Genomic DNA, 13,646 nt, shown 5'->3' with positions numbered 1-13,646 from the left:
CAAGGCGCCCATAACTGCAGCAACACATCGCCGCCATTCATCTGCATATCTGCACATCTACATATCCGCACATCTGCACATTCTCCTCACGCCGTTTGCTCTACATCCTCGGTGTAAGCAGGGTGGTGAACATCTTCTTCCGACAGGGGAATAGTGTAATAGAAGCTGGTGCCAACACCGGGCTTGCTGTGAAACCATATGCTGCCCTTGTTCAGCTCAACAAAGTCTTTGGAAAGCGGCAGCCCCAGGCCGCAGCCCTTTTCATGCCGGGTGCCGGGCGTGGAGTAATAAATATTGGAGAAGGCTTTGTACTGGTCTTTCTCCGGGATGCCAATGCCGTTATCCTGCACGCATATTTCAAGGTAAGCGCCGCTGATGCGCATATAAATATCAATGTTACCACCGCCGGCAGTAAACTTAATGGCATTGCTGATCAGGTTGCGCAATACTAACTTCATCATATCCGGGTCGGCAAATACCATAACCGGTTGTTGTAAATGATGGGTAAGGGTAACCTCTTTTTGCCGGGCCAGGGATTGCAGCAGCTCAATTTCCCGCCGTACTACGCCGGTAAACTCAAAATCATCTGCCTTAATGCGGATGCCCTTCATCTGCGAGCTGGCCCAGTTCAGCAGGTTATCCATCATATAGGCGGTGTTCTTCATGTCGCGCCACAGGTCATCTGTAAAAGTGCGGAACTGCTCCGGCGATATTTTATCGTCGCGCAGCAGGAACAGCATGCCTTCGAGTATGGCCAGGGGAGAGCGCAGGTCGTGCGATATAACAGAGAATATTTTGTCCTTCACCTGGTTCAGGCTGCCCAGCTTCACATTCTGCTCAAGGATAATTGTGTTCTGTTGCGATACTTCCTCATTTTTGCTGTTCAGTTGCCGTAACAGCTCGTGCTGCCGGTTATACAGGCGGTACAACATCAGGGCTATTACCAGCAGCACCGCCAGCAGGAACGCGCATGCCGCTACCAGTATGCGCTGCTGGTGAATAGTGGCCAGGTGGATCTGCTGGGCGGCTTTAAGCAGCTGGTTTTCCCGCTGCTTTTTTTCCGACTCGTATTTTTCCCGGGTGTTGGCAATGAACTTGGCTTTTTCTACAGCAAAGTATTTTTCCTTGAGTGATGTGTAGGTATTGTAGTGCTGCAGCGCCGTAATATAATTACCCCGTGACGAGTCAAGCTGCGCCAGGTACTGGTAATAGATCATTTCATTCTTTGCGTTCTGCTGCGCCGCATTTATGGCGGCCGCCTGCTGCAGCTGCGCGGCGGCTGTATCATACTGTTTCAGCAGGGTGTTCACCTTGGCCAGGTTCAGCCAGCTTTTGCCAATGCCCATCTGGTTGCCGGACGCCTGGTAAAAGCGCCGCGATTTTTCCAGGTACTGCAGGGATAATTCGTACCGGCCCTGCTGCAGGTAAATTAGGCCCATGTTCTCATAGGTAAAGGCCAGCCCGCGCTCGTCGTGCAGCAACAGCTTCACCTTTTCCGACTGCCGCAGGTAATGCAGGGCCGAGTCGTGCTTTTGCAGCTGCATATAGCACGAGCCGATGTTGTTCAGCGTTTTGGCGATTTCGGCCTGCTCTTTGAACCGCTGTTTGATCTGCAGCGAGCGTTTCAGGTACGGCAATGCCTGTACGGGATTATTCTGCTCTATTAAAATATTGCCTATATCATTATTGAGGATGCCGGCAATATGCAGCTGCCCCGATTTTTCCGCCAGCTGCAGCGCTGCCAGGGTCATGTCCATCTGTTTATCCAGGTTGCCTTTTGTATTCTCTACCAGGGCCAGGTTGCGGGTGGCCCATATGGAACCTTCTGTATAATGCAGGCTGTCGCTCAGGTGCAGCGCTTCCCTGGCATAGCGGGTGGTTTGGGCAGGGTTTTGCGTAAAGTAAATGCGACCCAGCTTATTCAGCAATTGTACCCGTACCGTATCTTTCCGGGCATGCGTTGCCAATACCTGCAGCAAGCTGTCGGCAGGGCTGATGACGGTTGTAGCATAACCCGGATTCACCTGAAATGATAATAGGCAGGTCAGGCCCAGGTATAGGTAATACAGTACTCTCATGATATTGTCCCCGGTCGTTAGTCAGTTGTAAGGCCCCAAAGCGGTGGTTATGAAGAGATTATAACCATCCGTCGAATAAAAATACAGTTAAAACCCCAGTTAACAAAAATATTTGGGACCATTGGCAGCCCTGGAAGTATAGCTGGCGGGATTTAAAGCAATTAATTGAATATCTTGCGCCAAATTTTCCGCCATGACTGTTAAACGGAATTCCGCCCTGGGGTTCATTTTTGTAACGGTGCTAGTAGATGTTATCGGCTTCGGTATCATCATTCCCGTTATGCCTAAGCTGATAGAACATCTTACCGGCAAAGGCCTGAGTGAGGCCGCCCAATACGGCGGCTGGCTGCTGTTTGCCTTTGCCATTACGCAATTCTTTTGCTCTCCCATCGTAGGCGGGCTAAGCGACCGCTATGGCCGCAGGCCCGTATTATTACTGGCCCTGCTGGGCTTTGGGCTGGATTATCTTTTCCAGGCATTTGCGCCTACCATTGGCTGGCTGTTTGTAGGCCGTATAATAGCAGGGGCCACCGGCGCCAGCTTTACTACCGCCACCGCATATATTGCAGATGTAAGCCCCCCGGAAAAAAGAGCGCAGAACTTTGGACTGGTAGGTGCTGCCTTTGGCCTGGGCTTTATTATCGGGCCGGTTATTGGCGGACTTTTCGCCCACTGGGGACCACGCGCGCCTTTTGTGGCGGCTGCCGTGCTTACGTTCATGAATTTGTTGTACGGTTACTTCATACTCCCTGAGTCGTTATTGCCCGAAAACCGCCGGGCCTTTAACTGGACGCATATTATACCCGGCGGCTCGCTCTGGCACCTGTTCCGCTACCCGGTGGTGCGGGGCCTTATTGCATCGCTGGTGCTTTTATATATTGCCGCACACTCTGTACAATCCACCTGGAGCTATTATACCATGTTCAAGTTTGGCTGGAACGAAACCTGGGTAGGCTACTCCCTGGGGTTTGTAGGCCTGCTGGTAGGCCTGGTGCAGGGATTGCTGATAAGGGTTACCATTCCCAAGCTGGGGCAAAAGTGGTCTATTTACCTGGGACTGCTGGCATATACTATTGGTATGCTGCTGTTTGCATTTGCTACAGAAGGATGGATGATGTTTGTTTTCCTGGTGCCGTACTGCCTGGGCGGTATTTGCGGTCCTGCGCTGCAGGGCGTAATATCCAGCCAGGTGCCGGCTAATGAGCAGGGAGGCCTGCAGGGCGCCCTTACCAGCCTGATGAGCCTTACAGCGGTAGTAGGCCCGCCCATTATGACCAACCTGTTTGCCTCGTTTTCCAAACCTCATGCCCGCGTTTATTTCCCGGGCATGCCTTTCCTGGCCGGGGCCGTACTAACGCTGGTGTCTATATTTTTATGCCGCGGGTCACTGGATGCATTTAGCAGGCATTCCGAAAAAGAAACCCCGGTAAATGCCGATAACATACCCGTTCATTAATTATTAATCATTCATTATTAATTATTCATTAAAATGAAACCCACCATCACTATAGAATACTGTCCAAAATGCGGCTGGCTGCTGCGTTCTGCATGGATGGCACAGGAATTGCTGACCACGTTTGCCGACGAGCTGGGAGGCGTTACCCTGCGTCCCAGTGAAATAGCCGGCAGCTTTGTGATATATGTAGGAGAGGAGGTGCTGCTGGACAGGAAAGTACTGGGGCATTTCCCGGAGATAAAGGAACTGAAACAAATGGTACGCGATAAAGTGGCGCCGGGCAAAAGCCTGGGCCATGCAGACAGGAAGTAAACAATCAGCATGCAAAAAAGATTAACCGTTATCGTTATACTGCTGCTGTCCGCTATGGGCGCAGCAGCACAGGACACGCCCTACGTGTTAAAGGACACCATCATCCGCCGCCACAGCTTTTTTCCGCTGCCGGTGCTCACCTATTCCCCCGAAAAAGGGTTGGAAATAGGAGCGGCCATGTTATATTCCTTTTATACAGATAACAAACACCCCGATCCGCTTACACGCAACTCCACCATTAACCTTATACCGGCCGTTACTACTAAAAGCCAGTGGAAGGTTGACCTGAAAACAGATATATGGACGCATGCCAACCTGTGGCATTTCAAGAGCAACCTGCGCTACCATGACTACCCGATCTATTTTTACGGCATTGGCGATACCACGCATAAGGCTGACCAGTCGCTGCTGAACAACAAACGTTATAAGGTGCAGCTGGAAGGGGAGCGGCGCATCAGCGGCCACTTTTTTGCCGGTATGTCGCTGCTGTACCAGCACGACACCTATAATTCAAAAGATAATAAAGGCATTTACCCGGGTATGGCGCTGGTAGATAAAAACGGCGGCTATGCAACATTTATAGGGGTAACCGGCATTTTTGACAACCGCGATAACCAGAACTATACCACCCACGGCAGCTGGGCGCGGCTGAATGTAGCGTATGCGCCTGACTTTTTAAGTACACATGCGTTATGGAAAATAGAAGCGCAGGGCAAGCACTTTATACCACTATCCCGCAAAAGCACGCTGGGGCTGAACATTAACTACAACACCATACAGGGCAGCCAGGTACCTTTTTACTTTTTGTCGGAAATGGGCAACGATCTGCTGATGCGCGGCTACTATGCCGGCCGTTACCGCGATCAGAACTACCTGGCCTTTCAGGCGGAGTACCGCTATTTCCTGGACCCGAAAATACCCATCAACATCTGGTTCATTCATATGCAGCCCAAGTTTGCGCTGGTGGCCTTTGGCGGCACCGGTTCCGTATTCAACAACCACAACTTTGACTTTGGCGGCTTTAAGCCTAACTATGGCATAGGCGGCCGCTGGTTCTACGACGAAAGCGCCCGCCTTACCATCCGTATGGATTACGGCTGGGGCGAAAAGCGGCCGGGCGAGCCCCGCCAATCGGGGTTATACCTGTCGCTGGCCGAAGCGTTTTAATACGCTGTAACTGACAACCAAACAGCCAATGGCTGTTAATTCGTATAATTATGCCCGTTGTACTGCCGCCGCCGGTAGCATAACGGGCATTTGTTTTCCGTGTACCGCAACAATAATGTTTGCGTATTCAGGATAATGAGCAGCCTGCTTCCCGGCGGATAAGTGAGCGCATCTAATTTTTGATTTTACAGCGTATAATCGTTAACTTCCAATATGACCATGTTCTGAGTTTAGTTAACCAAACAAAACCATCTTATGAAACGCGCGATCTTACTTTCCATTGTTATGTTGATGCTGACCGGTTTGTACCCGTTAATGGCCCAGGATCAGGCAAAAGCAGCACCATCAAAATTTTACCTGAAAGCCGCTGGTGGTTATTTCTTCAGCGTATTTCCCGGGCAGTTCCCCGATGTAGGGCCGTATGCGCCGCATGATGTGCGCGGCACCTACAACCCGGCTACCGGGCAAAGCACTGTTATATCCGATAAAGTGCTTACCGGCTCGTATGGCGAAGGCGTACGGGGCGGCCTTACCTTTGGCTGGAATATAAACCGTTACATTGCAATAGAAGCGGCATTCAATTATTATCACAGTAAAAAGAACCTGATGACGCGCCAGGTCACCACCATGCAGGGCAGCGGCCAGGTGGCAGGCAGCATTGAATCGCACGGGTATGCCAATGCGCTGGATTTTGCGCCCAGTGTGGTTATCAGCCCGGGTTATGAAAAAATAAACCCGTATGTGCGTTTTGGAATGGTAATCCCTTACTGGGGCCGTTTGTACATTGAAACCGATGCGCAAACCGCCACGCCGGTAAGCGCGAATGTAGTAGCCCAAACCACCATTCACCGGGAGGAAGCTGTGCACCCCAACATCACCCTGGGCTTCCAGGGCGCGCTGGGTGTAACCATTCCCGTATGTAACCGCCTGGATGTTTTTGCAGAAGCAGAATACCGCAATGTGCCGGCAAAAAGCAAAAAGAAAGAGGTAACCGCCTATGAAGAAAATACCCGGGTGGTGAACACTACCAACGGGCAGGTGATCAGCACACAGCACCGCAGCCTGGGCGACCTGTCCACTGCAGAACGGCAAACCGAATATGTAACCACGCTGGATCAAAGCTCCAATACGCCGGTAGGCAGCAGCGGCGCCAAAACAAATTACAAGGATGATAACAAGCCGGCGAATGATCTGAAATCTTATATTAATATCGGTGGCCTGGGTGCCAATGCCGGCATCCGGTTCCGGTTTTAACAGATGCGCATTACCCGGATGTATTTCGTAGATGCAGCACTTTATTCTGATAGTGTTTTACTATCTTTAGGATGATCGTCGCCCGTAGCATGATCACCCTCATATAACTATGAAAGCCACCAGTAAGCAAATCAATACACCTTCTCCTCAACCTGTTACACAAGCTGTGGCAGACAATGTAAGCGCTACCAAAGGCAGCCGCCGGCCGCCGGATGCATTGCTTCATAATTACCAGCGCCTGGCCAATAACAGCTCCCAGGTAACACGCGCCGCGCAGCTGCAGGCTCGTGTAAACAATCACCTGGCTACCCTGCGTACCCTGCACAACGGCGTCACCACGCAGCTGATGCAGCCTGCATACACAAACGGGGATCCGGACAGGATGCCCGCAGCTGACGCGGAGGAAATGGCAACAACACCCGGTGGCCCGGTATTACAGGGCGTATTTACTTACACGGCATCTGTAGTGCTGGACAGGGCAGGGGCGGAAAAAAAGAAGGCGGCGGATTACCAGCTGGATAACATTAAGCTGCCGGACAAGGCCAGGCCGGCCACCCAGTTTGGCACCACTCAAATGGCGCACTCCGTTTCCTGGACGCTGCTCAAAAAATCATACGAAGCAGTAACGGGTTTAAAGCTCGATACATTTATAGATGATTACCTGAAAAAAGACTGGAAAGCGCTTGCACAGCAAAAAGACATGGGAAGGAAAGCGGAGGCCCAGGAGCTTTTCAATTCCTACCTGTTGCGGTACACAGATAGTTATTTTGACGATCTGAAAACGGCCGACAAGTCGTTCCTGGAATGGTATGGTGTTGTACAGCGCCTGGTGACTGATTATTTTGTTGCCCTGCAGCTGGCGCCGCTTTCCACGCATACAGGGTTTACGCAAAAAATAGGGGACTCCGCCAGCGGCGTGCACGAAAGCAGGCCCTCCGGACATGGAGAACCAGCGGCTAACGACTTTTTCCAAAGGCTGGAGGCAGCAGGCGGTACCGGTCAGCCGCCACTGGCAGTGGTAACACATGCCAAAGCTTACTGGGACCCCGGTATTGGCATGGTAGGGGGTATTAATGAAGCAGCGGAAGTTACGCTGTTGCTTGAGAAGTTTGAAAAAACCTTTGCACGCGCATATCCCAAAACATGGGCTACCTATGAAGCCAATATTAAAGCAGACCTGTCTGATGCCGCCAGGAGGGCAGTAGCGCCATATAGCGGTAAAGGCCATAGCAAGCCGGGTAAAGTGCCTACGGAAACGGAAGAAGTAGGTGATGATGCAGACAGCGGCGGGTTCCAGGCTAAAATTGCGCTCAATAATGCTTCCGGTGGAGGAGGGGTGCTGCCGGCAGAAAACTTCGAGATCAAGGAATATACTATCAAGGAAGTTGCGCTGCCCGATGACCGGCCTGTTACCAAATACGGCATTGCCGGGCAAAAATCGCATACGGTTTCCTGGACACTTGTATTACAGAACCTGACCAACCTGGGCAAGAACAGAACGCTTAAAAAGTTTCTGCAGGAGCTGTTACTGAAATGGCTGTCATTACAGAACCAGGATTGGGATAGTATGATCGGCAGTAACCTCATAGCAGCCAGCGATTTTAAATCGCGCGATGTATCTACAGCAACCTTAGAACGCTATAACAGTGAAAACAGCACACGCTTAACCAACCTTAAAGCCAAACTGGCTCCCAATATTAACCAGCTGGCGGCTGCCATAGCCGGTTATGGCCGCACAGACCTGGAATGGGCAGCCTTTGTACAAAACGTGGTAGCGGATTATGTGCTGGTATACCAGTCTGCCCCGCTTACGACCTACAAGGCAGAGGTAACACCGTCCGGGCATGGGGAGGCCGATGCCAATACGTGGTTAGGCAAGCTGGAAAAGGGCGATAAGACGCCGGCTGACTGGGAAAAGAAGTTCCGTAATGATTTGTTTGCAAAGAAAAGGGCCCACCTGAAATTACAGCAATCCGACTGGAAGGATAAAAAAGATATATCCGACAGGAGTACTGCGCTTGGGATAGCCAGGAAAGTGCATAAAGGCGAAGTGCTGGAAGCTGGTGAATCCGTAAAGGTGTTTGAGATACTGGTAAAACGCCTGGGCAGGAAGTACCTGGATGTAGGCTGGGGGGGAGGCCTGGCAAAAATTGGCGGCGAACTGCGGCTGGATTACTCTCCGGCGCAGCTGGCCAAGGTGCTGGTGGAGTGGGAGGAGGTGCTGCAGGAAGCGTTTCCTGTTGTTTGGGCTACCTATGGCCCGTTGTTTAAGGCACATTCAGAAAATTATGAACTTTCAGAGGGGCTGAAAGGGCAGCAGGCGCATGCCAGGGGCACAACAACGGATCTGTTGGGCGAGCATGGCACCATGAAATCATGGGTGCAGGCAGAAAGAACCAACCGGGCATACCAGGCAGGCCTGGTGTCTATCAAATCCGGCGATGAAAATCCGGAGTTTGGTAATGATGCATATAACCGGGCTAAAACGGAATATAACAGTGGCCGTATCGCAGCGCAAACAGACCCGCTGGCAGTGATGCCTACGGGCAATGGAAACGGCTATGAGCACGGTTACCAGGATTATGTGGCCGGTTACCAGGCAGCAGTGCTGAACCCCGATACGCCGGTGCCCGGCGGACATAACCTGGCATACAAAACCGCCTACCAAACCTTTGTAAACGGTTACCTGGCTGCTAAGGCGGCGCCGGGCACACCTTTACCAGGCGGCCAGCAGGCCGCTTATAACAATGCGTTCAATGCTTACCAGCAGGGTTATGCAGCAGCGCTGGCCGCACCTGCTAATCCTTTGCCGGGTGGGCATCCAGCGGCATACAACCATGCCTACCAGGATTATGTGAACGGCTACCAGGCATCTGTAGCGGCAGTGCCGGGCACACCCCTTGGCGGACTGCATTCAGCGGCTTATACAAATGGCTACCAGCATTACCAGCAGGGCTACCAAACTGCTGAGGTGAACCCCACAACACCCATGCCTGGCGGTTGGCCTGCAGCTTTTAATAATGGATTCCAGGAATACCGGAACGGTTACAACGCCGCCGCGGCAAGCCCTGGCAATATATTAGCGCCGGGCGCATTCTCCGGCGTGTATACATTAGCGTACACCCATTTTTACAACGGCTATATAAATGGCCGCGACAATACCGGGCTGCAGGCATTTGTGGGCACCTGGGCATATGATCACGGGCACACGCGGGGACAGCTGATCCATAACGGCACAGGTGCTAACGGCGCAAAGCGGCGGAAGGTTTTGGGGATTTAAAATTTCATTCAGATGCTTAACGCGCCGCGGAAACCTCTTGCAGCATAGTAAGACGATGCTCCGTTGTGATACAGGAATACATGATCATAGCGTCGGTCGCAAAAGAGGGCGCCGCCGAGTTTCCTGATGGCAGCAGGTGTTTGTACCCAGCTCGATGTTTTGGTGTCGAAATTTCCGAGCTGCTGCAGCTCGCGGTATTGCGCCTCTGTTAAAAGCGCAATGCCCATGGCGGCCGCCATATCAATGGCGCTGTCTTCCGGTTTATGTTCTTTTCTTGACTCCAGGGCTTCACGGTCGTAGCAAAGATTCCTGCGGCCTTTAGGCGTTTCCGCCGAGCAATCATAAAAGATAAACCCGCCCGTTTTTTTATCATACCCCACAACATCCGGTTCGCCGCCGGTGTCTTCCATTTCATTGAGCGACCACAGTTTTCCAGGATTATCTTCCAGCTTTGCCTGTACGTTGGCCCAGTCAAGACCTTTATGGCGGTGCATGTTTTTCTCAAAACGGGCTTTTAAGGTATTGAGCAGCGCTTCACGTTGTGAGGCCGGCAGCTGCTGTTTATTCCTGTTCGTGTTTTTCATATGCTGGTTTACTTTCTCCCCGGGTTTGGTTTGCTAATCGTTTAATCCCTTTCCATCGAGAATTTGCGGTATATATTTGTCAATCCTCGACTCCCGGGTTTTGGCTTGTTTGGGTGCAGAGAAATGAAGAATATAGGCTCTTTGCCGTCCTGGCGTTAATGCCTCAAAGGCAGTTTTCAGGTTGGCGTCTTTTTTTAATCTTTTTTGAAATTCTTCCGGCATGCTGAATTCAGCGGTTTTTTTAAGCGGCACGCTCAGGCCGGCTTTTTCCACTTCAATGGCCTGGTGAATGTAGGCTTTCAGGGCAGGGGCCAGCTTCACTATTTCCTGCAGATTGGTGAACCGGATCTGGCGTGCAGCCTGCACGTGCGCTGTTTGCTGGATCAATATACCTTCAGGATCCTGTAACAAGGCGCCTTTGAAAAACAAAAGCGCACAATATTCTTTAAACACATGAATTAAAACGATGTTCTTGTGCTGGTAGGTGTAGCAGGGGCAGCCCCACTTCAATTCTTCGGTAAGCCCGCAATCAAGAACGATCATTCTTAGTTTCTCTATTTCTTTCTGCCATTTTTGGGCTTTATCGAAATAGAAGTCAACCTTTGGATTCATGCTGTTCATTTAGTAGCTAGTTGAAATGATTGATTAACGGAAACGGCTTTTCTGCCTGCGGGCCTGAAGTACCACGATACAACCGTTAGCACCAGCAGCAGCAGCGCCGGGAATATTTCAGCCGCGGGATCGCCCAATGCCATATGTGAAAATATTGCGCCTGACATCGCAAAGAAAAAGCCTGCATATGCCCATTCCTTTAGCAGCGGAAATTTAGGAATAAGTATTGTTATAGCCCCTAAAATTTTCCAGACAGCCAGTATGGTTAAAAAATAAAGGGGATAGCCCAAATGTATCATACTGTCTACTGCGCCAGGTCCTTCTTTTGCTTTGACCAGCTGAGTGCCTCCTGTTGAGATCATTCCCAGGGCCAGCCAGGCGGTGGAGATCCAATAGATGATTTTGCTTGTTTTTGTCATGGTGTGTTATTTTAATTTGCTTACAATGTCCTGCAGCCGGTTATGCGCCATATTAATGCCCTGGGCAAAGGGGAGCTGTAGCTGTTGATCTCTGAGCGCAACGGATCTGTATATAACATGCATATTGAGCTTGCTGGTGTTGTCTGTAAGTTTTTCAAATTCCAGGAACTCCAGCTGCACATCAAAAGGAGCGTTCTCCATTTCAAATGTGCGAACGATTTTCTGGTTTGGAACAAAATCGTGGATGGTGCCGTTGGCCCGGAACAGCACATTTCCCTGGGCATTGGCTGTTTCAAATTGATACCCTCCATGCTTTTTGTTTTCCAGCTTCAGGACTTTTGTGCCCATCCATTGTTCTACAATTTCGGCTTCTGCATAGGCTTTAAAGAGTAATTCAACCGGCAGTTCAAATTCCCTTGTGATTACGATTTCCTGTTTACCGTTTTCGGCGTGGATTTTTGTTTTTTGCTCCATATCAGTCTATTTTTTTGATTTGTAGTTTTTCATGATAGTTTCCAGTTTGTTGAACCGCTCATCCCACATTTTGCGGAAAGGTTCAATGAAGTCGGCGATTTCTTTCATCTTTTTAGGATTTAAGTGATAGTATATTTCGCGGCCGTTTTGCTCTTGCTTAAGCAGTTCGCACTCGGTGAGTATCTGTAGGTGTTTTGAAACAGTGGGCCTTGCGGTGTCAAAGTTGGAGGCTATTGCACCGGCTGTCATGGCTTGTGAGGCTACCAATAGGAGTATAGCGCGCCTGGTGGGGTCGGCTATGGCTTGAAATACATCTCGTCGTAAATTCATTGCGTAGCTATTTGACTACAAATATATGCGTAGTTATTTAGCTACGCAAATTTTTTTTGGGGGAACGGTTCATTTTTCAGCGCGTGGGAAAACAATAAAAGACCAGGAGCCTTCAGGCAAAGATCCCAAGGCTCTTGATCTTATCAAACGAACTTCTTCATCTTAATAATTTATACCTGATATAGTCTGCTACAGCTGCAATTACTTCTTTGCCCTGGTCTATTACACCTCCCATCTGAAAGAAGCCATGTATCATTTTCGGATAGCGTTTTTCAGTTACCTGCACATTCGCATGGCGAAGCTTTTCGGCGTAGGCTATACCTTCATCCCGCACAGGATCATATTCTGCGGTTATAATAAATGCATCCGGCATGCCTGACAAATCATTGTTGAATATAGGGGCCGCACTTATTTTATCTTCGGTATAATAATCCCAGAGCTCAACGGCACTCTTTAAAGTTAAAATAGGACCTTCTGCAAGCGCCCGCCAGGAGGGAGTTGTAAGCGATGAGTCGGTAGCCGGGTATATGAGTACCTGGCACACAATGTTATCCAGCTTTCCTGCTACGGAAGTGGCCAATGCACCTCCGGCGCTGTCGCCTGCTACAGCTATGCGATGACTGTCTATATTCAGTTCTGCTGCATGGTTGATGATCCATTCAGTTGTATCGATGCAATCATTCAAGCCGTGAGGAAACGGATATTCAGGAGCAAGCCGGTAATCCACTGAAATAATGACTACGCCCGATAAATTAGCAAGCTGCCGCAGCGGGCGGTCATGCGTTTCAAGACTTCCTTTGAAAAAACCACCACCATGAAAAAAGACTACTGCCGGTAATGATTTTTTGCCGGAGGGCCTGTAGATCCTAATGCCAATTTCCCGGTCCGGGAACCTGGTGGTTTTGTCCTCAACTGAAAATACCGCTTCCTGCGCTCCCGCAAGCGGTATCAACCTTTCATAGCGTGCTCTTGAAGCTTGCACCTTATCATTAATATGTGCAACATTAACTGACTGAATGTAAGTCAATACCTCCTGTACTTGTGGTAAAATTTCCATTTTTTTATCTTTTGAAGACAAATGTCCATCTTACGGAAGTACAATCGAAATAGCTTATTTTATGAGTGGTCATAAAAATAATTATAACTTCATTTTATGGTAAATTTGGAATGGTACAGAACATTTAAAGCCGTTTATCAAACGGGATCATTTACAGCTGCCTCAAAGATTTTATTTATATCCCAGCCCAATGTAAGCCAGCATCTCTTTTTATTAGAAGCGCATGTTGGACACGCATTATTTGAACGGAAGCCGAGAATCATGCCTACAGATTACGGTAAGTTGTTTTATACCCAGGTAGTTGAGCCATTGGAGAAGCTGGAGAATTTGGAAGCTAATTTCAATGCCGCCCATATAAAAAAGCAGCCGCCCATTATCCGGCTAGGCGCTGTACAGGAATATTTTCAGGCAGTACTATCTGAAAAGATAACCGCCATTGACGCAAATCTTATTTTGTCTTTTGGACACACGAAAGAATTACTTGGGCGGTTAAACAGGGGCACACTGGATTTTGTGATCGCTACTAAGCTGACCGACTATAAACATCTTATTTTTGAGCCTATCCGGCAGGAGAAATTTATCATCGCAGGTAGTGCAACAATAGACACTACTGAATTTGATGA

At 49.7% G+C, this 13,646-nt stretch carries 13 protein-coding genes; 6 read left to right on the top strand and 7 right to left on the bottom strand.

Going from position 1 to position 13,646, the window contains the following annotated elements; genetic code table 11:
* Nucleotides 1–86: 86 nt before the first annotated feature.
* A complete protein-coding gene (locus tag VFS25_RS15930) occupies nt 87–2,024 on the bottom strand; it encodes a tetratricopeptide repeat-containing sensor histidine kinase (protein ID WP_326463159.1) in 1,938 nt (645 codons plus the stop codon).
* A gap of 247 nt (nt 2,025–2,271) precedes the next feature.
* Here VFS25_RS15930 and VFS25_RS15925 point away from each other — a divergent pair, with 247 nt between their 5' ends.
* From VFS25_RS15925 to VFS25_RS15905, 5 genes are all read left to right on the top strand, one after another.
* On the top strand, nt 2,272–3,534 hold the full coding sequence (locus VFS25_RS15925; RefSeq protein WP_326463158.1) for a TCR/Tet family MFS transporter: 1,263 nt from the start codon (nt 2,272–2,274) through the stop codon (nt 3,532–3,534).
* Between the two features lie 33 nt (nt 3,535–3,567).
* Complete coding sequence (locus VFS25_RS15920; protein WP_326463157.1) at nt 3,568–3,846, top strand: SelT/SelW/SelH family protein; 279 nt, start codon at nt 3,568–3,570, stop codon at nt 3,844–3,846.
* A 9-nt stretch (nt 3,847–3,855) separates the two neighbouring features.
* Nucleotides 3,856–5,013, top strand: a complete 1,158-nt coding sequence (locus VFS25_RS15915) for a hypothetical protein (RefSeq protein ID WP_326463156.1) — start codon at nt 3,856–3,858, stop codon at nt 5,011–5,013.
* A 255-nt stretch (nt 5,014–5,268) separates the two neighbouring features.
* Nucleotides 5,269–6,267 carry a hypothetical protein gene (locus tag VFS25_RS15910; RefSeq protein ID WP_326463155.1) on the top strand — a complete coding sequence of 333 codons (999 nt, stop codon included), beginning with the start codon at nt 5,269–5,271 and terminating at the stop codon, nt 6,265–6,267.
* 109 nt (nt 6,268–6,376) lie between these two features.
* Nucleotides 6,377–9,547: a hypothetical protein gene (locus VFS25_RS15905; RefSeq protein WP_326463154.1), complete on the top strand. Its 3,171-nt coding sequence runs from the start codon at nt 6,377–6,379 to the stop codon at nt 9,545–9,547.
* Nucleotides 9,548–9,555: 8 nt separating this feature from the next.
* On the opposite strand, the gene VFS25_RS15900 is transcribed toward VFS25_RS15905, so the two are convergent.
* The 6 genes from VFS25_RS15900 to VFS25_RS15875 form a co-directional block, all read right to left on the bottom strand.
* Nucleotides 9,556–10,131: a DUF4256 domain-containing protein gene (locus tag VFS25_RS15900; protein WP_326463153.1), complete on the bottom strand. Its 576-nt coding sequence runs from the start codon at nt 10,129–10,131 to the stop codon at nt 9,556–9,558.
* 33 nt (nt 10,132–10,164) lie between these two features.
* Nucleotides 10,165–10,743: a YdeI/OmpD-associated family protein gene (locus VFS25_RS15895; protein WP_326463152.1), complete on the bottom strand. Its 579-nt coding sequence runs from the start codon at nt 10,741–10,743 to the stop codon at nt 10,165–10,167.
* Nucleotides 10,744–10,748: 5 nt separating this feature from the next.
* The gene (locus tag VFS25_RS15890) at nt 10,749–11,162 is read right to left on the bottom strand and encodes a DoxX family protein (RefSeq protein ID WP_326463151.1); all 414 of its coding nucleotides are present in this window, start codon (nt 11,160–11,162) and stop codon (nt 10,749–10,751) included.
* 6 nt (nt 11,163–11,168) lie between these two features.
* The gene (locus VFS25_RS15885; protein ID WP_326463150.1) at nt 11,169–11,636 is read right to left on the bottom strand and encodes an SRPBCC family protein; all 468 of its coding nucleotides are present in this window, start codon (nt 11,634–11,636) and stop codon (nt 11,169–11,171) included.
* A 6-nt stretch (nt 11,637–11,642) separates the two neighbouring features.
* Complete coding sequence (locus VFS25_RS15880; protein WP_326463149.1) at nt 11,643–11,966, bottom strand: metalloregulator ArsR/SmtB family transcription factor; 324 nt, start codon at nt 11,964–11,966, stop codon at nt 11,643–11,645.
* 157 nt (nt 11,967–12,123) lie between these two features.
* A complete protein-coding gene (locus VFS25_RS15875; RefSeq protein WP_326463148.1) occupies nt 12,124–13,023 on the bottom strand; it encodes an alpha/beta hydrolase in 900 nt (299 codons plus the stop codon).
* A gap of 96 nt (nt 13,024–13,119) precedes the next feature.
* Between VFS25_RS15875 and VFS25_RS15870 the strand changes: the two genes are divergently transcribed.
* A partial coding sequence (locus tag VFS25_RS15870) for a LysR family transcriptional regulator (RefSeq protein ID WP_326463147.1) occupies nt 13,120–13,646 on the top strand: 527 nt, incomplete at its 3' end.

The organism is Chitinophaga sp. (assembly GCF_035761305.1).
GTDB lineage: Bacteria > Bacteroidota > Bacteroidia > Chitinophagales > Chitinophagaceae > Chitinophaga.
This window is presented reverse-complemented; position numbering and strand designations above follow the sequence as displayed.